This is a genomic window from Limnohabitans sp. (assembly GCF_046052825.1).
GTDB lineage: Bacteria > Pseudomonadota > Gammaproteobacteria > Burkholderiales > Burkholderiaceae_C > Limnohabitans.
On record NZ_JAVLFP010000037.1, the window covers coordinates 81408 to 100712 of the forward strand.

A 19305-nucleotide genomic window follows, 5' to 3' on the forward strand; every position below is an offset into this window, starting at 1 on the left:
ACCGGAGATCAACATGAAACTCACACCCAGCCAAACCTTGCTTCTCAACGCCGCAGCCCTCCATCCTCAGCATGTGCTGACCGACTTCCCGCCCAAGCTCAAAGGTGGCGCGTTGATCAAGGTGCTGACCAGCCTTGGCAACGAAGGTCTGATCCGGCCCCACAGCAAAGGCGCTTCGGGCTCGACCCGCTTTGCCATCACCGTCGCAGGGTTGCAGGCGATCGGCATTGAGCCACCCGCCAAATCCAAACGCGAAGGTAGCAAGCAGTCGGTGCTCATCGATTTGATGAAACGCCCGGAAGGTGCAACGCTTGCGCAAATGGTGGAGGCCACAGGCTGGCAGGCGCACACCGTGCGCGGCTGCATGGCCGGGGCCTTGAAAAAGAAACTGGGACTGACCATCGACTCTGTCAAGGAGAGCGGTGGTGAGCGGGTCTACAGGGTCTCACCCTCCAGCTCGCTCCCCACAGCATCATCTAAAACCGACTGACCTTGCGGCGCAAGATCCGCAAATGCTGAGCCATCCGATTCACGGGTGGCTTTCTGTCCTGTGAAGTCCTCCCAGCGCTTGACGATCACGTCCACGTACTTGGGGTCCATCTCCATGAGGCGCGCCTGGCGATTGGTTTTCTCGCAGGCAATGAGCGTGGTTCCAGAGCCGCCAAACAAGTCGATCACGATGTCACGCGTCTTGGATGAGTTCTTAATGGCCCGCTCGACCAACTCCACCGGCTTCATCGTCGGATGCAGGTCGTTAACGTGAGGCTTTTTGTAGTTCCAGATATCCGACTGGTCGCGGTCACCGCACCAGAAGTGTTTTGCGCCTTCCTTCCATCCGTAGAGGATGGGCTCGTACTGGCGCTGGTAGTCGGCGCGACCGAGCGTGAAAGTGTTCTTGGCCCAGATCACAAACGTGGACCACTTGCCACCGGCATCAAGCCAGGCCTTTTGCAAGGTGTGCAACTCGGATGAGCTCATACACACGTAGCAGGCACCTTTGGTGACCACCAGCAAGTTGACGCAGGCGTCATACAGGAACTTGTAGAACCCGTCACCGAGCGCATCGTTCATGATGCGACGGTCCTTGCCGCGCATCTTGTCTTTGGCGTTGTTGCCGTAGTCCACGTTGTAGGGTGGATCAGTGAACGCCATGTCGGCGAGCTGACCGTTCATCAGGCGCTCGACATCGGAGAGCACAGTGGAGTCGCCGCACAGCAAACGGTGCTGACCCAGGACCCACACATCGCCTGTTTTGGAGACAGGGTCAACTGGCACATCGGGTACTGCATCGTCTTCCGTCAGACCTGTGGTGTCGCCGTCGCCGTTGAGCAAACGCTCGAGTTCTTCGTCACCAAAGCCCATCAGATCCAGATTGAAGTCAGCCTCATCGAGTTCGGCAATCTCAAGCTTGAGCAACTCTTCGTCCCAGCCAGCGTTGGCAGCGATGCGGTTGTCGGCCAGGATGTAGGCTTTCTTTTGAATTGCGGTAAGGTGACCCAGTTCAATCACGGGCACTTGCGTCAGTGCAAGTTTGCGCGCGGCAGCCAGGCGTCCATGCCCTGCGATCACGCCTTTGTCGCCGTCGGTGAGGATCGGATTGGTGAAGCCAAACTCAGCAATGGAGGCGGCAATCTGTGCCACCTGGTCTTCGCTGTGGGTGCGGGCGTTTCGCGCATACGGGATGAGCGAATCCACCGCGACCATTCGGATCTCGGGTGTCATAGGGAAGCTTTCGGGTTGGTGCGCGGCGTGCAGGTCAACCAGCAAGGGCTGCTTGCAAGCGCGATAAATGCGGGGAAGTGAAGACCCAAACAAAACGCCCACAAGACGGTAACCGTGTGGGCGTAATTTGAGTGATTAGCAGAATGCTACCTCTTCGATATATACGCGTCAATAGGTTATTTGATAATTTAACGCGAGTACCCGTAATGCACCGCCAGCACCCCTAAAGCGCCAACCAAAATGCCCTTGGCCTCGTACTGATTGAGGGTGCGTCCGTTCCACCCCTCCTGGGCAGACCACTCCCTCACGCTCTGACCCAAACCCGCCACATGCCAGACCGCGCAGCCGCCGGGGCTGCCAATTCCACCCACCGCATCAAGCGCCTCGCCCAGGCGCTTTCTGGCCCAGGCACAGCGCTCGGTCATCGTGTCCTGCCAATGACCGCCGGGGATGCGGTCAAGCGGCGGTGAGCCCGCTGAACTTAGCTGCGCAAAGACAAAGGTGCGAGAGAAGTCCTGACCCGCGTCGTGCATCTGCGCCGTGATAGCGCCGTTGCGCATCAAGAGCCCGAGCGAGTCCACGGTCCGGAAATGCTCGGTGCGGTAGCTGGTGCCTTCCTCTGCTTCGCTGACCCACTCACCAACCCGACCGCCGGGCAGACTCACCAGAGCGCCATGGGTCAGTGGCTGTGCGACTTGCTTTTTAGCCATGGCGCACCTCCTTGCCCAAGGCGGGATCCGCACCCTGCGCCAGCGCCCAGTGCAACAGTGCCAGCGCATCCGCTTCGTTGTCGTCGGTAACCGGGTGGCCCAACGCCTTCATGGCAGCAATCACCTCAGCCTTGCCTGCATTGCCTTTGCCGGTGGCATGGCGTTTGATGGTTCCCACCGGAACGCCCTGGTACGGGATCTGGTGGTGCTCGCACCAGGCGGTCAGCGTGGCCAGCAGGCCGCCGTAGACGTGCGCGGCGTCCACACCTAGATGACGGCGCACCTCTTCAAAGTAAACGGCTCCAATGCCCGTTAAATTGGTCTGTGAGCCAGTCTGCGAACCACTCTGTTGGCCACTCAAGGCCAGCATGTCAGCGAGCCACCGGCCAAAGCGCAGGTAGCGCATGCCACCGCCCTCAAAGCGCTGGGACTTGAAGCTCACAAAGCCATGCGCCACGGGGCCGTTGGCCGAGCGCAGCGCCCAGCCGGTGGTGGTGCCCAGGTCCAAGGCGAGGATGACAAGGCGCGGGGTGGATTCGGTATTCATCAGGGATGTCCTCCAAGGGTTCGTACAAGGGTTCTTGTGCGACCTGGAGGAGCGCTGGCACCAAAGCCGTGTCAGGGCGGGTGCGGCTCCCTCATGTCTGTCATTGCCGATTTGTTCAATCGGTTGCGGTTATCAGGGCTGGCAAAAAGTCGTCAACAGGTGACGGGGCTTTCTTCAATACTTCATCTTTCAAAGGTGGAGTCCGGGTCTGGGAGGTACTTATTTCAATACTTCTTCTTTCAATATATATACCTATGTCTCTCTCTACCCACTCTGACCCCACCAGAGCGCACTTTTCGCGCGCGCGAGGGATTTTTTGTGTGTATAGGGCCCCCGAATATTTATTTGTATATAGAGGCACCCCCATTGAAAGAAGGTCGTAATTGAAAGAAGTCGCCGGGAGGGCTTCTTTCAATACTTCATCTTTCAAACGTGGAGTCTGATTAGGCCGTCTACTCATCTGCACCCGCCAACTTGATCCATTGGCTGGGCCTGCCGCCCGTTGGCTTGGCGAACACCTCAACCAGATGGGCGTCCGTCAAGGTGCGCAGCACGCCGTCCCGCTGGCGGTGGTCCATAAACTGGGTGCGCCGGGTGAACTCGCTCTTGGACATGCCAGCAGTTTCCCCGTCGCGCAAGATTTGCAAAGCGCGCTTGTGGTTGGACTCGACCTGGTTTTCTGAGACGCGCGCGCTTGCTTCTCGAATTGTCAGTTCGGCGCAGTGGCGCGAGAGCGCAATCCCCCAGTGCGCATCATGGTCCTCGATCTGCGGCGTCACCGCGTCCCGCGACACAGCGCGGATGAGCGCCAATTTGGTGGCGTTCTCCTCAATGCGCGCCAGGATCGATGAAAAACCGGTGCCTCTCGACAAGCGAAGCTTTATCAGCAACTCGTGGTCAAGTACGCGAAAAGCGTCACGCGCCTGAGCGGTCATCGGGACCACGCGCGGATCGACCAGCACTTCATCAATCGCGCCCACATCCGTGAGGTTGCCGCTCAACTGCCCGCCGCCCTGGTGGATCAGCAGCAGCCGGTCGATCAGGTCTTTCGGTGGATCGATCGTGCCAAAGAGTTCGTTGCTGTCGGGGAAATCGTCCTCGCTCTCCAGAATCAGAAAGCGCGCCAAAGAGCCGTCGGCCACATTGGAAGCTTGCAGCGCTTGCCAGAAGTGAATCGGCGTGGTGGTGCCGTAGATGCAGGCGCAGGGCTGGTGAATGGCACGGTGCGCGTTGTTGAGTTGGTTGCTTGCGTACTCAATGCCAAAGTAAGTCGTGCCTGATGTGGTGTACAGCTCGGTCATCAGGTCCAGGATTTCACACACGTAGCGCGGAGAGCGTTTACGGTCAGCGGCTGCCGACAAAAACATACCGAACTCATCTAGCTGAAAAAGAATGGCGGGCTGACGCTGGATTGCGGTCAAGAGGCCCGAGCCTGATGCGATCTTGTTGCCGCCCAGGTATTGGAGCAACCCGGCCTTGCGAAACAACTCATTGATCACCACGCGGCTGTGGTTCTTGCCTGCGCCGCTCTCGGCGATGCCAACGACGTAGAGGTTCGAGCGCGTGTTGCTCTCGGTGCGGTACTTGCGCCCCATCAGCGCGCCGATGGCACACAGACTTGCTCCCAGCGCCAGCACGGGCTGTGGACGCTTGGCAGTCACGGCCATGAGCGACATCATGTCGGCAATCACGCCGCCCACTTGGTCCCAGCCCGTCGGCAGTGGTTTGGGCGGCGGCAACACCGGAGGCACTCCTGACCCATCAATCGTGATGGGGTTTTGTGTTTGCAGCGTTTGCAACATCTCCTTGGCCGGGTGGTGTCCGTTCATCACAATCTCACCGTTGAGCTGCAGGTCAGCATCCGGAATCCAGCCGTTGTCCAGCGCCAGCTTGTAAATGGTGCCCGCCCCAATGCGCTGAGGCGCAAAACTGGCCCAGCTTTTGGCGGTGGTCTTGACATCGTTTTTGGTGGACGCCGCAGACCAGGACTCAAAGAGAGGCCAGCCTTTCTCAGCGAGTGCCCCTTTGATGGCCATGCCAATGCGCACCCAGCTGTCGTAGTCCAGGTCCTGGTTGGGGATGAACTGAAGCGCGTCTTGCACTGCTTCAAACGTGCCGCGCTGCTCGGGCAAATTGGCAAACGCCACGGGTGACTTCAAACCCACGGCCAAACTTTTGGGGCGCATGGATTCGGGCACCATCTCATACGCCTGGCGCGCAAACTCTCGTGCCTGCGCCTCGGTGATGACTGGCAGTTCCTCAATTTTCAGGTCGGCCAGAGTCTGTACCGGCCACTCGTAGGGTCTGCCCGTATCCGGGTGAATGCCATAGGCAATGAACTGCTGCCCCACACCCAGCACCTCAATCGGCGGGTACTTGAAACCGCTGAAGGGTTGGGCCGCGCGGTACACCAGCAAGCGCTTAGGAGCGTTGCCAATACGAACTGCGGGTGTGTCGCCCAGCAGCCGCTTGGCCAAGCCTTCAATTTGGACTGCGATGTCTTTGGACTGCAGCACATCGATGTCGATGCCAATCACCTTGCCTGCGGCGATACCAATGCCTGCCTCGGGCCAGTCGCCCCAGATGTCGACTTCGTTTTCGGTGGTGTCGCGCTCACAGTGACGGCTCCACTTGGGGTAGTCCTGCCATGCACCCAGGCGAAACATGCCCGGCTTTTTGGTGCTGGGCTGGATCGGCAAGATGGCATAGCCGCGATCTACGAGTGTGGCCCCAAGTTGGGCCATGTAATTGTTTGGATTCATGCGTTCCTTCAAAATGGTGGATCGTCTGCATAGGCAGTGCGAAGTGAGTCTTGAAACGCGGTCACGACCACATCAATCAAGGTTGACCACTCCACTGCGGTGAAACTGGCCAAGTCTGTTTTGGCGAGTGACTCGACGTACTCGCCCCCTGTCTGGCAGGCCGTCGCCAGCGCGTTGGTTTCGTGTTGATTTGGATCTATCATTCCCTTTAGCCTTGCTGCAATGTTTTGACAGCGCCTGGAGCACAACTTCACGCTGGGCGCATCAATACGGATCAAACATGGCGCGAACCCATACCCTCGGGCATCGCGCCTGCAAATGGCGCACATCATTTATGCGCTCGACATCAAAAACGCGCGCCGACGATTTCTGTGTAACGCCCACTTGGGCGCACCGCAATCTGTGAAGGGCACTTAAGCCGCTGCGATACCGCCAGCGCCTCGTCAACACCTCGAGGAAGCGGTAGGCCCGGCGCGCGGTTGGCCCACCAACTGGCTGCCTTCTGGCGCGCATAACCCTGGTGCTCAATGCACACCCACTCGCTGTGGGAACTCAGACCACTCCAGTAATCGACCCGAAGTGACGGCGGTTTGCCCGTCTTGTCGTGCCGGGCATAGCTCACCCGTGTCACCGGCACCCACTCGGGTGGACCGCCAGACAAGATGTCCAAAGTGCTGGCTTTGGCGTCAATCTTGATTTGGGGCTCCGGGAACATATGGCCACAGTCCGGACACTGACGTACCGCCGCATGCACAATGCTGTCGCACTCTGGGCAGGCTTTGGTGGGCGCATCGCCGTCTTCACCCGCTTTGGGCGTCTTGGGCTTGATGGCGTCAATGGGTCCGTGGCGAGCAATGTTTCCCGCAAAGTCCAGTACCAGGCAGTCGGTCTTGCCCTGTGCAAGGCGGCAACCCCGGCCCACGATTTGCACATACAAACCCGCCGACTTGGTCGGGCGCAGCATGGCAATCAGATCTACCGCAGGAGCATTAAAGCCTGTCGTCAGTACATTGGCATTGGTCAGACACTGAATACGCCCGGCCTTGAAATCGTTGATGATGGCCTCGCGCTGGGAACTGGGCGTATCGCCCACAATCGTTTCGCAAGTCACCCCTCTGCTGCGCACCGCATCACGCACGTGGTACGCGTGGTCCACGCCAGCACAAAAGATCAGCCAGCTTTTGCGGTTAGTTGAGTACGAGAAGATTTCATTGACTGCACTTTGTGTGATGGCGTCCTGGTCAATGGCAGCTTCCAAGTCCTTCGGGATGAACTCACCACCGCGCGTGCCCACCGCCGAGAGGTCGATTTGCGTTGCCATGCGCTTGGAGATCAGCGGCGAGAGGTAGTGGTCGTCGATCAACTCACGCACCGAAACTTCATAGGCGATGTCAGTGAAGATCGCTTCATCACCTTCATGCAGCCGTCCAGAGTCCAGGCGGTAGGGCGTGGCCGTCAGGCCAATCACTTTGAGCATCGGGTTCAGGCGCTTTAAACCATCAAGAAATTTGCGGTACATCGTGTTCGAAGAGCGCGGGATCAGGTGCGCTTCATCAATCAGCACCAGATCGCATTGCTGAACGTCGTACACGCGCTTGTGAATGGACTGGATGCCAGCAAACAGAATCTGTGCGCGGATCTCACGCTTTTTAAGGCCAGCGGAATAGATGCCAGCCGGTGCTTGCGGCCAGAGCTTTTTGAGTTCAGCAAAGTTCTGCTCAATCAGCTCACGCACATGCGTCACGATCAGGATGCGCTGATCTGGAAAGGCTTTGAGCACACCTTCGACAAAGGTGGCCATGACCAGTGACTTGCCACCAGCGGTTGGAATCACCACCAGCGGGTTGCCGCTCTCATCTTGGAAGTAGTTGTAGATGCCTTGGATGGCAGCGCTTTGGTAGGGGCGAAGGGAAAAGCTCATGATGGGGATTCCTTTTTCAATTGCGTTTAGGTTTGCGGTTGGGGATTCAGTTGGCGGCGTGCTTGTTCAAACCAGCATCGCGCCAGCGCACTCCGTTGGTAAATTCGTAGTCAACCCAGTCGTCACCCGCATCGACTTGCGATGCAGGAACAAGTGGCGGCAGGTAAAGGTGTTGCTCACAGCCTGTGCGCTGATCAACTTCGGTCAGGCGTTTTTGATGCCGGTCGCAATGCCAACCACCATCCACGGGTGTTGAGTGCAGGCAAGTACGGCAATTGATCGCAGGTGCCACCACGCTGTTGCCGCTTGCGTGGCAAACCGGCGCGTGGTCACACATTCGGCACTGATACCAACTGGGGTCCTCGCTGATGCGCGGCAGTGGGGTTTGGGCGAAGATGATTCGCCGGGCTTTTTCCAGAAGAAGTTCCGCATAGGTGACATCTGCCTCCACACGTTCGACATACAGGTCATCGGTGTCTTTGTTCACAGCCAAGTACATCGCTCGGGTAATGCCCATCAGGTGCATGTAGATCTGCATCTGGGCAAAGTGCTGCGGCTTGGACTCGCGCACCTTCTTGGCCACCAGATCGCCAAAGCTCTTGTTGGAGTGCGTCTTGAACTCCAGCACGTGCCAGGATTTGGGTGCTTCAAGCAAATTGATGGCAAGACCGTCAAGTGAGCCCCCGAAGTGGCCGCCATGGGCCTGCACCCGAAACTGACGCCCGGTCTCGGGATCAACTTCGAGCACAGTTGCACCGGTGCGCCGCAGGTTCAGCACCATTCGGGCTTCCTCCAGTTGACCGGTTTCAAACAAGCGCAACAACCGTCCTGGGTGCTTGCTGCGCGTGACCCACCTAAAGTCGTACCAAAGCGCACGCTCGCATTCCTTGCCAATCAAGGACGCGCCAAGGTGGCTGCGAAACCCGTCACTGGCATCCGCTTCATAACCAGAGAAGATGGCCTCGCGAGTGAGGCTCGTGATGGCGGGTAGTTCAGCCATGGTTTCCCCCTTGGCTGGCGTGCAAGTCACGCGCGCGTTGCACCAGGCCCGCCCACTCCTGGTCATTGCAGTTTTCACGCACCACTTCAATTAATGTGTCTTTGAAGGCATCACGGTGCTTGGGCGCTGCGCGTTTATCAAAGGTCGCAAGATGCGCAGCCACCTGCGCCAGTTCCTGCTGCTTTAAGCGCAGCGCGGTTTTGGCACGGTGGAACCAGGCAGCATCAAGCGTCTTCTTCTCCGACTGCCGCCGGATGTCAGTCGTGGCGATCTGAATACGGATAGAAGCAATCTCGCCTTGCAGCGCCGCCATCCGCTCACGACAGCTCTGCGCCGAGTCCGGCAGGTGCACCGGCTCGGGCGCAGCTTGATGCAATGTGAAGTGTTCGTGCATTGGGACCTCAGGCTTGGCGCTTCCAGGGCAGTCCGTTGGCAGCGGGCGTTGCCGTAGCCACAGTAGGACGCACTGGCGGATTGGCAGGGCCGGTGCTGAAAGTCGGTGCGTTGGCAGCCTGGCCGCCGCGTGGCAGGTAGCGAACTGAGTTGCTCTCGCCGTACATGCCCTTCGGGGGACGCACACGCACATCTGCGATCAAGGGTATGAGGTGCAATTGCTCGGAATTGCTGACCTGCAACTTGCCAACGGCGCGGCAGATGGATGACAGCGTGCGCTGTGCGATTTGCACGGCATCTGCATTGGCGTTGATGAGGTTCAGGCGGTCAAAAAGTTTGCGCCCTGCGTACTGCCCCTCAATGACATCCACCTCAAGGTAGAGGTACTGACCCAGACCGTCCTTGGTTGCGCGCATTTCGCTGGCAACGATTTGGGCCAGGTATTTGCCGGGTGGCAGAACGTCGTAGCCGCTGCTGGGCTCGATTGAGGATGCGTCGAAAGTTTGTCCGAATGAAGCCATGGTGATTTCTCCTATTTCAATTTCAGGTGGTGAGGTTGGTGGGGGTGACTGGGTTGGCGATCAACATGGGCTTGATCACATCGGGCATGGCCTGGGCAAATGACTGCCAGTCCAGTGGCAAGGTCTCTGGCAGGCCATAGCGGTTCTTGGCCAAAAAGGCGGGGCGCTCGGCGGTATGAATCACGCGTTCGCCCGAGCCCATGGCGCGGTTTACTTTTTTGTTGAAGCCGACATCGGCCTTCACGGTGGAGATGCGGTAGTTGGCAAAAAGCACGATGTCCGAGTGCTCCTGCATCAACGCCGCTGCGCGGGTGTGCAACTTGATGACGTACCGGTCGTAAGGGTCGTGCTCCGGCGAGTCAAAACGCTTGATGTCGGTGTGCGCGATTTGCACCACGGTCATGCCACGGTCGTCACGCAGGGCGTTGAGGCCGTCGATGTACTGACGCCACAGGCTCAATGCGGCGACGTAGCCTTTGCCGTACCCGGCGTCTTCGATGGATCCCCAGCCGTTGTCGCGGCACGCCTTGCCCCAAACCAGAGGTTCAAGCCAGTCCACGCTATCGATCACCACGGTTTTGAAGTCATGGTCTTCGGTGTAAAGCGAAGCCAGTGACTCGAGGACTTCTTCAAACGTGCGGGCCAGCGGGAAGTTGGCTGCCGGAATTGTTCCCAGGCCGTCTTCCGTTTGGACGAACACCGGGTTGTTGGCTTCTGCGGCGAAGGTGGTTTTACCAACGCCAGCAACACCATGAATCAGGATGCGGGGTGGCTTGGGCGCATTGGCGCGGGTGAGTTGTGCGAGTGAGATGGCCATCACACCCCCCCACCAAAGTGACTGTCGTTGGCAGCGTCGGGAATGACGCCGGACTTGATTTGCTCGAGCTTGTAGCTGGGCTTGCCCGTTTTGAGCGTGCGTGCAGGCTCAAACAGATCGCGGATGCCGGGTGGCCAGGCGGTGTACTTGGACTCGGCAACTTTGATCTCGATGCCGACGTAGTTCTCTGGGTCCTCGCCCCACTTGCGCAGGGCTTCCACTGCTTCTTTGAGCTTGACCTGGTTGTATTCAGGGCGCTTGGGCAAATCGGCGACGACCAAGTAGCCGTCGACCTCAAAGCGCACCGTACCGGTTGACTTGCCAGCCTCTTGGCGAAGCTGCTGGGCTTGCCCGCCCAATCGGTTGTGCAAGGTTAATTGCAATGCGTTGAGGTACAACGCAGCAGTGTCTTTGGCAGCGGTGACCTGCTTGATCATCCGGTCAAGGTCTGGCAGCGGGAGCTTGTCGAGCTCATTCATGTAAAGCTGGCCTATTTCATCCAGCACGTCGGGTTCGGCAGTCATGGGTTCTCTTTCTTTCAGTGGGGCTTGCGGTTACTGGTGGCCATCTGCGCAATACGCAGTTGGGTACGGATTTCGGGTGGCTTCAGTGGGGAGCTAGATCTCATGGCCAGGTAGCGGTAGTGGTCCTCGCCGACCTTTTGGCTAAACAGGTGCACCAAGCCAAGCTCACAGGCGATCCAGGCGCGGCGGGCCACGGAGTGGATACGGGCGCGGTCTTTGGTGGTCAAGTCGCTGTTGGTCTCTGAGCGGTCCCGCAGCAGCAGGCCCTCGTGGTACTGAATGCAATGACCAACCAGTGCGCTGGCGACCCAGTCACACAGGTTGGTCTCGGACAGTTTTTCAATGGGGATGTAAACAGGCTGCAGCGCTGCGCGGCCAATATCAACACCCAGACCCAAGTGGCTGCGTGAGGTTTCAATCAGGTCGTTTTTGTAAATCATCAAATCTCCGGGCGTGAGTTGGCCTACCACCGCTGCCCAAGGGGGCGCGGAGTTTGCAGGTGTTAAAGGTTTTTACTGAGCGAGGTGACTGTTTTTCTCAGCCACCCCGCGATCGGTCAGGCAGCAGTCCTGATGCCGAACATGCGAAGGTGCATTTCCAGTTCGGTCACACGGCGATAAAAGGTGGCGGTGGACATACCGCAGGCTTTGGATGCCGTCGGGAGGTCCTGGTGCGAAGCAAGCAAGTCCAAAAGTTCAACTTGTTGTTCGCTCATGTGCGCCATCGCTGTCTCCAGGTCGTGGAGAGTGTTGGAGTTTGAAAAGAGATCGTCGTCACCATCAAACCATTGAGATCTGTAATGGGCTTCGCTTGAACCGATCGGCGCGGCATCGTCGTCATTGGCCGCGTCCTGCGTCTCGTTCATACCTTGGCGTGCTCGGCTTATGTTGACTATCTCCAGCGTGTCGACGTCTTCACCCGAGGCAAAGGTCAGGCGCTCTCTGTCTGTCTTGCGCGCTTTGAGAAATTCGGCGGTACGGTGCTCGGACACAAAACCGGTAAACGTTCCGGGGCTGCCCTTATCAGGACAAAATTGAGCTTCACGTTCCAGCAGGTCAAGCAAAATGTCCTGATACAGGTCTTCCCGCTCCGAGGTGCTCAGCTGGGCAGAAACCGCTGCCCTGTATGTGCGGGTCTTGGCTGCATTGATAGCAGCGCGAAAGTACGGGTCGTTGGCCGCGTCACGGGTGAAGCGGGGATCGCGCACACCGGTCGCGCTTGAAGTATTTTTTTGTCCGTCATCGCTTGGCAACATGTCATTTCCTTTTTCGTTTTCGAGTACATGAAGCCATTGGACCGGGGTTACTTCATGAAAGCACCGCAACTGCGGGAACCGCGACCGCAACTGCGGTAGCAGGTTATGTATTTGGATTACTGGTCAAGGCTCTTTTTGGCAGCTGCAAATTTTTCTTGCAGAGTCCGCTCTGTAATTCCCGGTTTCTTGAAATTGGCGAGCATCTGATCGATCAATGACGATTGACTGCTGAAAACCGAATGTGGCTTTCCGGCGGGGGTTTTCATCATGAACAAAGCCAGCATTCCGCCAATGATGTTCAGGTAGGTCGTCTCAGCTCTTAGCCCAAGGTCTTTGGCGGGCTTAGTCTTCTCAGTGAGCTTTGCTTTTTCAAGGACCAGCTCGTCCCGCTCGCTTCTTAACTTACGGTACTCATCTGCCGCTTTTTCAAGTCGCGCCCGCAAACCATCACGCTCAGCCTGCAATGCTTGGTAGGCATCTTTATTGATGGCTGTATGGGTGTTGCGCTCGATCTCGTCAAACAAAAATGCAGGCTTGTCAGACGGGAACTGCGCCGCAATCCAGTCCTTGAGGTGTTGCCGGGAAATGTGACGTCGCTCGGCGGCAACGTGCTCTTCTTTCGGCACGACTTTCCCGTTTTCCCTGCTGCACGGCAGAAGCCCGGTCACGATCGCGTCGTGAATCGCCCGGCACCTCGGCTCCAGACAGTTGATGTAAGGGTGCTTTAGAACGCCCCTTGCGACTTCCGTGGACAGCGCAAGGTGTTCTTCCACTTCTCCTGGCTCGATGCCACACCACAAAGCAGCAGCAACCGGCACGCGGTACACCGTGAAGTAGGACTGGACCGCTTCACAACTGTCGTTTTCCCATGTTTTTTTCATATTTGTCTCTTTTCATTTATGTGCCTGTGGTGGCGCTACGGTTATGTTGACTTGCTGTCCTCGGCGGGCTTTGCGGGTTCCATGTCGCTTGCGCCAATAGCGATGGCACGAGTCTGCAGTTCCCTAAACATGCCCGCCTGAATGCGATCCTTCAGGTTCCATACCACCTTGTGTGGGTTGAAGAGCAATACATAGTGGTGCGCTCCTGTGGGGCCTTCCTTGGCATCAATGAAGCCCAGCTCAACCAGGGAGCGCATGCGGTCTTTCCACGTGCTCAGTGCCCGCTCGCCGGTAAACCCGGACTCAAACGCCAGGGTCATCGGGTTGTCGATGGCCAGCAGCGATTCGTCAAAAGTGCGGCACCACAACACGAAAAAGACCATGCCTGCCGGTTTGTTCTTGGTCAGCGAGTCGATGATGTTCATGATCAAGGGCATCGTGCGGGGGATGGTGGTGAAGCCCTTGACCAGTTTTCGGTTCCAGAGCTTGTCATCGTCCAGGTCAGGCCAGCAGCTATCGCGCAGCGCTTTGGCCTTCTCTTGGCCCTTGGATATCTTTTTGGCGGTTGATAAAGCTGACATTGGGTTTCCTTTGGGTTTTCGATTGCAATGCCCAAATTTTAGGCCAAAATCCTTCAACTCGCTATGATTAAAGCTGCGCTTTTGACACCAAGTGCTCGTCTAATGTTGGCAACTCAGACATTGAGTTAACTTCTTTTGACGCCTCCCGAATCATTAAGATGTGCTAAAAAATGGTTTAAAAATACGGTTTATTCATATAAATCAATGACTTAAAAGAATTTTGCTGTGCTCTACGTACTCCGTGGTCCTGTGATTCTGTGCTCCTTAGTTATCCTGTGCCCGCCCGGGGCGGGCACAGGATGCAGCCCGATCACCCTAATGCGCCCGCAAATCACCCCCGAAACAGCTCAATAGCGCGCGTTTGTGGGCAAAAGCGCCGTCCCCTGAGAAAAACACACCCCTGCGGCGGTATGAACCTACATGACCGCCCCAAAACGCACCCCACCACCAACCACGCCCGCCGAGCCCAGCCCGATGGCCGTCATCGGCGCAATCCTGGCCCAGGGCGCTATTCGCCTTCTGGACCGCCAAAAGCGCGAAGCTCAACTTGCTAACCGTACCGAAGAGAGCGTTCATGCAGGTGTTTTGACTACCAAGGACAACACCCATGAATGACTCACTTGTTGCACGCGTTGCAGCCCTCAAGACCTCGCCCACCCCGGATCTCAAGCAGATGTGGCGGGAAATGTTTCTGACGGAACCACCGCCGTTTAACCGGCGCTTTCTTGAAACGCGTCTGGCTTACCGGATCCAGGAGTTGGCCCTTGGCGGCCTGCGGCGCGAGACCATCAAGCGCCTGGAGAAACTGGGCGAACAACTCGACGGCGGCAAACCGGATGTGCGCCGCCGCCGGACTGACGGCAGGCCCCTTGCCGGAACCCGACTGATTCGCGAGTGGGACGGCCAGCGCCACGAGGTGGTGGTGCACGTCGACGACTTTGAATACGCGGGCCAGCGCTACAAGTCCATCTCGCGCATTGCCATGGTGATCACCGGCACCAACCGAAACGGCTGGACCTTCTTTGGCATGTCTGCTGGAAGGAGCATCTGATGACCGCCACCCCTAAAGTCCTGTGCGCGATCTACACACGCAAGTCCACCGAAGAAGGCTTGGACCAAAACTTCAACTCGCTGGATGCCCAGCACGACGCCTGCGCCAATTACATTGCCAGCCAAAAGTCTGAGGGCTGGATGATGCTCAAGGACCGGTACGACGACGGCGGCTTCTCCGGCGGCACGCTTGAGCGCCCGGCCATTAAGCGCCTGCTCGAAGACGTCCGTAAGGGCCTGGTGAACACCATCGTGGTCTACAAGATCGACCGGCTGTCACGTTCGCTTGCCGACTTTGCCAAGCTAGTCGAACTGTTTGATCAGTACAAGGTGACCTTTGTGTCGGTCACCCAGTCCTTCAACACCACCACCTCCATGGGGCGGTTGACGCTCAACATCCTGCTGTCCTTTGCACAGTTTGAACGTGAACTGTCCGGGGAGCGGGTACGCGACAAGATCGCAGCCTCCCGCAAGCGAGGCATCTGGATGGGCGGTATGCCCGCCTTGGGCTACGACGTGGTGGAGCGCAAGTTGGTGGCCAACCCGCAGGAGTCGGCCATCATCCAAGAGATGTTCTCCCGCTTTGCCGCGACGCCATCAATGTCCACCATCGTCAAAGACCTGCGCAAACGGGGTGTCACCTCTAAGTCGTGGACAACGTCCAAGGGCGTCGAACGCCAAGGCAAGCTGATCACCAAGGGCGCGGTCTACAAGATCTTCAACAACCCGGTCTACATTGGCATTGCGGCCTACAAGGGACAGCACTTCCCCGGCGAGCACGACGGCATCATCACCCAGGAGCTTTGGGACACGGTGCAAACGCACCTTAAAAACGGCACACCCATAAACAAGGGCAGGCTGGCCGGACGTGGCAGCGCGCCGTCCCTACTGCGAGGGTTGCTGTTTTCTGAGCAAGGACGGGCCTTTACGCCTGGCTGGACGCGCAAGCAGCACAAAACCTACCGCTATTACATCAACACCGACTCGATCAAGATCGGCAAGGAAAGCTGCGACATCTGCCGCATCCCCGCCGGTGAGATAGAACAGGTGGTGGTTGAAAAGATGCGCGGCATCTTACGCTCACCCGAGGTGCTGGCCCATGCGGTGCGAGAGGTCAATACGCAGCGCCCCACAGTGGAAGAACGGCATGCCGTTGGCGCATTGCAGTCCATCGACGCGATCTGGGAGGAGTTATTTCCAGCTGAGCAGGCCAAGGTCCTGCACACCCTGGTTGAACGCATCACGGTGCGCAAGGACGGCATCACAATCAAGTGGCACGACAAGGGCTTGAATAACTTGCTGCGCGACACACTTGAACCACAAAAAGAACTGGAGGCGGCATGAGCAACGTGACCGAGGCGGGTTTCACGACCGAGATACCGATGACTTTTCGCAGACGAGGTGGCAAAGCCGTGATCGTGATGCCCGACGGTTCTCGGGCGATCGAGCGGCGTGAGGCCTTGATTGACAACGCCATGGTCAAACTGCTGGCACGTGGCCACCGCTGGCATCGCAAACTATTTGACGGCACCCACGCTTCAATTGAGGACATGGCCAAGTCCGAGAACATCAGCCCATCGTTTGTGAGCCGAATCCTGCGTCTGGCCTACTTGTCACCCACCGTCGTCGAAGCCATCTTGGACGGAAAATACCCAGCGCAACTAACGATGAAAGATCTGATGGAGCCGTTTCCCATGGATTGGGATCGGCAGGCTGAACATTTCCTAAAAGGAATGGACACAATATGAGCAGGCCCTTCAGACTGACTGACTATTTCGTCAAAATTAAAGCATGTCTAGATGCACTCTTTTTCCGCAGTGGGGGCACTTTATTTTTTTTGAGGCCTGCAACTTTAAGAATTGCCTAGCAAGCTTCGCATTGTTTGCATTAACTCTTTTGGTGTTCTCAGCACGAATTATTTTTAGCTCATGGTACAAAATCTTGCTTTCATCGTCACCAATGGATTTATACGACTCATGCTGATTCTTAACGTAATCGAGGTGCTCTTTCAGCTCGTGATCGTTCATCATCGAAATCTCTTCGCGCACGCGCTCTTTGGTCTCACCAATTAAAGATTGAGCTTTGCTGGACCGAACGAATTTAAATGGCATAAAGAGCTTCCTTTAGCTGCTCGCTCCTTGGTTCAATCCAAATAGGACGCAACGCGGCAAGAGCAAAATTTCTGAAAAGAAAGTTTCACTAATTTACAGATTATCTTTTCTCTTTTTACTACCGGACGTCTTAGATGAGCGTTGCGCCTTTAATTGTCCTTCTTGCACAGGGGTGTCCGAAAACAAAGCGCCACTGAATGCATCATGCGAACTCATTTGATCGCCAATAGTGGCCGAAGTTATCAAAGGTTCTATATCAAGATCTGGATTAGCACTGACTTCAACGACACCTTTGGGGTCAATGATTATGGCCGGTTCCGTAGCATTGATGTTCATTTGTTGACCATCAGACTCAGAGTTGGAAATTAACTCGCTCGCCTGTGTATTGATCAGGTTTTCAACAAGAGGCTCCGCCGGAGAGTTGACATCAGACAAAATATTTGTAATAGATTCCTGTTCAAGTGATTCATCCATCGCAGCAGCGGCAGAAGTAGCTGCTGCGGCTGCGGCTGCGGCTGCTATGGCTGCGGCTGCGGCATCAGCTTGAGCTTGAGCTTGAGCTTGAGCCTTGAGCGTATTGGCATGCTGTTCAGCTAGTTCTTGTTGACGCTCAACAACATAATTTCCAACATCAATTGAACATGGTAGTTTTCCGGGTACCAACGAAGAAAATGTGAGAGGTGTACTGGCGTAGGCCAAGGTGGTGACCGCAATGTCATCCATAGCTCGGCCAATCATGTAAGCAGTGTTTGCACCAGCGATCGGCCCACACTCCATGACCACCTCGCCAATGTCCTTGACTAAAGAATGAAGAACCACATCCTTGCCCGAAGCAATTACATCAGCGTAATGGAAAACAACGACTAGTTGAAGAATGGAAACATCAATGCCCAAGCGAGATTTGATAACATCAGAAAGCTTTTGCCCAATGTCGCGGAGCAGCCTATCCTTTAAAACCGGCTCCTTTACTGAGAAATCTTGACGCAACTTTCGAATGACCTCACCCAAACCAAGTTCTTGAGTCCGTGCTTTCTTCTCTTCCTCGCCGACCAGGACGCCAAATACTGAGAAACTGGCTGCCCAGGCAAAAGCATTTGTGGCCCTTAGTTCTGATGCCTTCTCTGCGTTCGGCAAAGATACCTTGCCACTCAAATAATTAGAAATTTGACTAGGTATTAAAGACAAATTTGGTTCGCCAAGGCCCGTAACTTTAACAAGTGTTCGCCCACGGCAGTCTGCCCGTACGTCTTTCTGTATAGACGTCCAAGATTGCCACGCATTCTGAAATATTGCCGGACCAATCTTTGCCTTGGCACGTTGCGCATCCGCTTCTATCAGGCGTGCTCCCCGATCAGAAACAGGTATGAACTCATCTACGGCTTCAATCAACAACCATGTTAGTTCTTGGGAATTTGAAGAAGCTACATCCTGCTGGAAACTCCGAAAGTTTGGCTTAAGCTTTGCCAGAATAAACGCCTGGTCATCATCAATGCTTATATCTGGCGCTCGGTCCATCAACAATGCAAAGCCGTCTATATCCTCACTATCCCTCACGCGAGATACACGACCATTGCAGCGAATCCGACCGACTGCAATCCAATTCAGCCACTCGGGATATGTGGCGACAAACATCCATGCTGAGTGGTCCATATTTAAAAGAAATCCTCTTTATCTGAATTAGATTTTTTCGTCACTTTGACTTCCGTTACCACTGACTTTGGCAAATTAGCCACATGGGGATGGGGCTTATTGCTGTTAAAGGACAAAAACAGATTTTCTCTACTTCTGGTTACGGCAACAAAAAGAACACGCCGATCCAAATCAGGATCATTTTCAAGCGCTCGCTTCCCAACAATCACTGTGTCTGAGTTAAGACTTGGAATAAATACATTCCTAAAATCCAACCCTTTCGAACTGTGAAATGTCATCAGGTAAACGAGAGGCTTCGTGTCACTCTCAGCAAGTGAACCAAAACTATTTCCTAAATATACAAGCGGCGTATCATTTTCGGACCAGTGCTCATTAAATGGTGTGTAATCACGTTTCCCTTTGGAAAATTTAACTCTCGGCGGCGCGTCGGTCTTCAGATGATCTGCGAGTTTCCAAGAAAAGTCTGCGATCGCATCATGCGTGGGGAATAGAATTACGCTTGGATCGCCAGGCCGGGACCGGCGAAGAGCCTCATCCCAAACCCACTCAACCTCGTTGCTCTCTTTTTCAAATGGGATCAGTCGAATTGTCACGTTCGCTGTTTTGACAGCATCGCTTCCCTCTACGATTCTGGCCTTAGGTAGGATAGATAAAGCGACATCTCGAAGTAACTTGGTAAGCCGAAATATTTCCAATAGCTTCCATGCAACGGGTTGAACCGTCCGAACGATATCCTCTTCTTTTGCACCTTCCTCGTATATTCTTTGATCGGAGTCTCCAGCAACGTACATATGCTCAGAAAGAGCTCTTATTCTTGTTAAGTCACCAGGCTTTATATCTTGGACCTCGTCGAGGAAAAC

23 protein-coding genes are annotated in these 19305 nt (G+C 56.0%); 5 read left to right on the plus strand and 18 right to left on the minus strand.

The window, feature by feature from the left end; translation table 11 throughout:
• Positions 1-13: 13 nt before the first annotated feature.
• Complete coding sequence (locus ACKWJN_RS06240; RefSeq protein ID WP_408595487.1) at positions 14-490, plus strand: DUF3489 domain-containing protein; 477 nt, start codon at positions 14-16, stop codon at positions 488-490.
• Here ACKWJN_RS06240 and ACKWJN_RS06245 read toward each other — a convergent pair.
• From ACKWJN_RS06245 to ACKWJN_RS06315, 15 genes are all read right to left on the minus strand, one after another.
• Positions 436-1722, minus strand: a complete 1287-nt coding sequence (locus ACKWJN_RS06245) for a site-specific DNA-methyltransferase (RefSeq protein ID WP_408595488.1) — start codon at positions 1720-1722, stop codon at positions 436-438. The two genes, ACKWJN_RS06240 and ACKWJN_RS06245, sit on opposite strands and share 55 nt — an antisense overlap.
• A gap of 188 nt (positions 1723-1910) precedes the next feature.
• Positions 1911-2432 (minus strand): hypothetical protein, encoded by a 522-nt coding sequence (locus tag ACKWJN_RS06250; RefSeq protein WP_408595489.1) that lies wholly within the window; start codon positions 2430-2432, stop codon positions 1911-1913.
• Complete coding sequence (locus ACKWJN_RS06255; RefSeq protein WP_408595490.1) at positions 2425-2979, minus strand: hypothetical protein; 555 nt, start codon at positions 2977-2979, stop codon at positions 2425-2427. Before ACKWJN_RS06255 ends, ACKWJN_RS06250 begins: the two co-directional genes overlap by 8 nt.
• A gap of 452 nt (positions 2980-3431) precedes the next feature.
• Entirely contained in the window at positions 3432-5741 is a 2310-nt protein-coding gene (locus ACKWJN_RS06260) for a PriCT-2 domain-containing protein (RefSeq protein ID WP_408595491.1), read from the minus strand.
• 8 nt (positions 5742-5749) lie between these two features.
• The gene (locus ACKWJN_RS06265) at positions 5750-5944 is read right to left on the minus strand and encodes a DUF6511 domain-containing protein (protein ID WP_408595492.1); all 195 of its coding nucleotides are present in this window, start codon (positions 5942-5944) and stop codon (positions 5750-5752) included.
• A gap of 143 nt (positions 5945-6087) precedes the next feature.
• Positions 6088-7662 (minus strand): DEAD/DEAH box helicase, encoded by a 1575-nt coding sequence (locus ACKWJN_RS06270; protein ID WP_408595493.1) that lies wholly within the window; start codon positions 7660-7662, stop codon positions 6088-6090.
• 46 nt (positions 7663-7708) lie between these two features.
• Positions 7709-8740 (minus strand): PD-(D/E)XK nuclease family protein, encoded by a 1032-nt coding sequence (locus ACKWJN_RS06275; RefSeq protein WP_408595494.1) that lies wholly within the window; start codon positions 8738-8740, stop codon positions 7709-7711.
• Positions 8655-9056 (minus strand): hypothetical protein, encoded by a 402-nt coding sequence (locus ACKWJN_RS06280; protein ID WP_408595495.1) that lies wholly within the window; start codon positions 9054-9056, stop codon positions 8655-8657. The genes ACKWJN_RS06275 and ACKWJN_RS06280 overlap by 86 nt, the downstream gene beginning before the upstream one ends.
• 7 nt (positions 9057-9063) lie before the next feature.
• Positions 9064-9576, minus strand: coding sequence for a DUF669 domain-containing protein (locus ACKWJN_RS06285; protein ID WP_408595496.1), 513 nt, complete (start codon positions 9574-9576; stop codon positions 9064-9066).
• Between the two features lie 22 nt (positions 9577-9598).
• Positions 9599-10393: an ATP-binding protein gene (locus ACKWJN_RS06290; protein ID WP_408595497.1), complete on the minus strand. Its 795-nt coding sequence runs from the start codon at positions 10391-10393 to the stop codon at positions 9599-9601.
• Positions 10393-10917, minus strand: a complete 525-nt coding sequence (locus tag ACKWJN_RS06295; RefSeq protein ID WP_408595498.1) for a hypothetical protein — start codon at positions 10915-10917, stop codon at positions 10393-10395. The genes ACKWJN_RS06290 and ACKWJN_RS06295 overlap by 1 nt, the downstream gene beginning before the upstream one ends.
• Before the next feature lie 14 nt (positions 10918-10931).
• Positions 10932-11357 carry a hypothetical protein gene (locus ACKWJN_RS06300; protein ID WP_408595499.1) on the minus strand — a complete coding sequence of 142 codons (426 nt, stop codon included), beginning with the start codon at positions 11355-11357 and terminating at the stop codon, positions 10932-10934.
• A gap of 116 nt (positions 11358-11473) precedes the next feature.
• The gene (locus tag ACKWJN_RS06305) at positions 11474-12172 is read right to left on the minus strand and encodes a hypothetical protein (protein WP_408595500.1); all 699 of its coding nucleotides are present in this window, start codon (positions 12170-12172) and stop codon (positions 11474-11476) included.
• Between the two features lie 116 nt (positions 12173-12288).
• The gene (locus tag ACKWJN_RS06310; RefSeq protein ID WP_408595501.1) at positions 12289-13053 is read right to left on the minus strand and encodes a hypothetical protein; all 765 of its coding nucleotides are present in this window, start codon (positions 13051-13053) and stop codon (positions 12289-12291) included.
• A 41-nt stretch (positions 13054-13094) separates the two neighbouring features.
• Positions 13095-13634: a hypothetical protein gene (locus ACKWJN_RS06315; protein WP_408595502.1), complete on the minus strand. Its 540-nt coding sequence runs from the start codon at positions 13632-13634 to the stop codon at positions 13095-13097.
• A gap of 420 nt (positions 13635-14054) precedes the next feature.
• Between ACKWJN_RS06315 and ACKWJN_RS06320 the strand changes: the two genes are divergently transcribed.
• From ACKWJN_RS06320 to ACKWJN_RS06335, 4 genes are read left to right on the plus strand one after another with little or no spacing between them, the layout of a single operon-like run.
• A complete protein-coding gene (locus ACKWJN_RS06320) occupies positions 14055-14249 on the plus strand; it encodes a hypothetical protein (RefSeq protein ID WP_408595503.1) in 195 nt (64 codons plus the stop codon).
• Positions 14242-14685: a DUF2924 domain-containing protein gene (locus tag ACKWJN_RS06325; RefSeq protein ID WP_408595504.1), complete on the plus strand. Its 444-nt coding sequence runs from the start codon at positions 14242-14244 to the stop codon at positions 14683-14685. Before ACKWJN_RS06320 ends, ACKWJN_RS06325 begins: the two co-directional genes overlap by 8 nt.
• On the plus strand, positions 14685-16028 hold the full coding sequence (locus tag ACKWJN_RS06330) for a recombinase family protein (RefSeq protein ID WP_408595505.1): 1344 nt from the start codon (positions 14685-14687) through the stop codon (positions 16026-16028). Before ACKWJN_RS06325 ends, ACKWJN_RS06330 begins: the two co-directional genes overlap by 1 nt.
• Entirely contained in the window at positions 16025-16432 is a 408-nt protein-coding gene (locus tag ACKWJN_RS06335) for a hypothetical protein (protein ID WP_408595506.1), read from the plus strand. The genes ACKWJN_RS06330 and ACKWJN_RS06335 overlap by 4 nt, the downstream gene beginning before the upstream one ends.
• Before the next feature lie 36 nt (positions 16433-16468).
• Here the strand turns inward: ACKWJN_RS06335 and ACKWJN_RS06340 are convergent, their stop codons facing one another.
• The 3 genes from ACKWJN_RS06340 to ACKWJN_RS06350 all read right to left on the minus strand — a co-directional run.
• Positions 16469-16795, minus strand: a complete 327-nt coding sequence (locus ACKWJN_RS06340) for a hypothetical protein (RefSeq protein WP_408595507.1) — start codon at positions 16793-16795, stop codon at positions 16469-16471.
• A 93-nt stretch (positions 16796-16888) separates the two neighbouring features.
• Positions 16889-18445: a hypothetical protein gene (locus ACKWJN_RS06345; protein WP_408595508.1), complete on the minus strand. Its 1557-nt coding sequence runs from the start codon at positions 18443-18445 to the stop codon at positions 16889-16891.
• A 2-nt stretch (positions 18446-18447) separates the two neighbouring features.
• The coding region (locus ACKWJN_RS06350) for a 3'-5' exonuclease (protein WP_408595509.1) at positions 18448-19305 on the minus strand (858 nt) is incomplete at its 5' end.

Coding starts and splice junctions, on each gene's coding strand:
- ACKWJN_RS06240 (WP_408595487.1), top strand. CDS start 14: ATGAAACTCACACCCAGCCAAACCTTGCTTCTCAACGCCGCAGCCCTC.
- ACKWJN_RS06245 (WP_408595488.1), bottom strand. CDS start 1,722: ATGACACCCGAGATCCGAATGGTCGCGGTGGATTCGCTCATCCCGTAT.
- ACKWJN_RS06250 (WP_408595489.1), bottom strand. CDS start 2,432: ATGGCTAAAAAGCAAGTCGCACAGCCACTGACCCATGGCGCTCTGGTG.
- ACKWJN_RS06255 (WP_408595490.1), bottom strand. CDS start 2,979: ATGAATACCGAATCCACCCCGCGCCTTGTCATCCTCGCCTTGGACCTG.
- ACKWJN_RS06260 (WP_408595491.1), bottom strand. CDS start 5,741: ATGAATCCAAACAATTACATGGCCCAACTTGGGGCCACACTCGTAGAT.
- ACKWJN_RS06265 (WP_408595492.1), bottom strand. CDS start 5,944: ATGATAGATCCAAATCAACACGAAACCAACGCGCTGGCGACGGCCTGC.
- ACKWJN_RS06270 (WP_408595493.1), bottom strand. CDS start 7,662: ATGAGCTTTTCCCTTCGCCCCTACCAAAGCGCTGCCATCCAAGGCATC.
- ACKWJN_RS06280 (WP_408595495.1), bottom strand. CDS start 9,056: ATGCACGAACACTTCACATTGCATCAAGCTGCGCCCGAGCCGGTGCAC.
- ACKWJN_RS06285 (WP_408595496.1), bottom strand. CDS start 9,576: ATGGCTTCATTCGGACAAACTTTCGACGCATCCTCAATCGAGCCCAGC.
- ACKWJN_RS06290 (WP_408595497.1), bottom strand. CDS start 10,393: ATGGCCATCTCACTCGCACAACTCACCCGCGCCAATGCGCCCAAGCCA.
- ACKWJN_RS06295 (WP_408595498.1), bottom strand. CDS start 10,917: ATGACTGCCGAACCCGACGTGCTGGATGAAATAGGCCAGCTTTACATG.
- ACKWJN_RS06300 (WP_408595499.1), bottom strand. CDS start 11,357: ATGATTTACAAAAACGACCTGATTGAAACCTCACGCAGCCACTTGGGT.
- ACKWJN_RS06305 (WP_408595500.1), bottom strand. CDS start 12,172: ATGTTGCCAAGCGATGACGGACAAAAAAATACTTCAAGCGCGACCGGT.
- ACKWJN_RS06310 (WP_408595501.1), bottom strand. CDS start 13,053: ATGAAAAAAACATGGGAAAACGACAGTTGTGAAGCGGTCCAGTCCTAC.
- ACKWJN_RS06315 (WP_408595502.1), bottom strand. CDS start 13,634: ATGTCAGCTTTATCAACCGCCAAAAAGATATCCAAGGGCCAAGAGAAG.
- ACKWJN_RS06320 (WP_408595503.1), top strand. CDS start 14,055: ATGACCGCCCCAAAACGCACCCCACCACCAACCACGCCCGCCGAGCCC.
- ACKWJN_RS06325 (WP_408595504.1), top strand. CDS start 14,242: ATGAATGACTCACTTGTTGCACGCGTTGCAGCCCTCAAGACCTCGCCC.
- ACKWJN_RS06330 (WP_408595505.1), top strand. CDS start 14,685: ATGACCGCCACCCCTAAAGTCCTGTGCGCGATCTACACACGCAAGTCC.
- ACKWJN_RS06335 (WP_408595506.1), top strand. CDS start 16,025: ATGAGCAACGTGACCGAGGCGGGTTTCACGACCGAGATACCGATGACT.
- ACKWJN_RS06340 (WP_408595507.1), bottom strand. CDS start 16,795: ATGCCATTTAAATTCGTTCGGTCCAGCAAAGCTCAATCTTTAATTGGT.
- ACKWJN_RS06345 (WP_408595508.1), bottom strand. CDS start 18,445: ATGGACCACTCAGCATGGATGTTTGTCGCCACATATCCCGAGTGGCTG.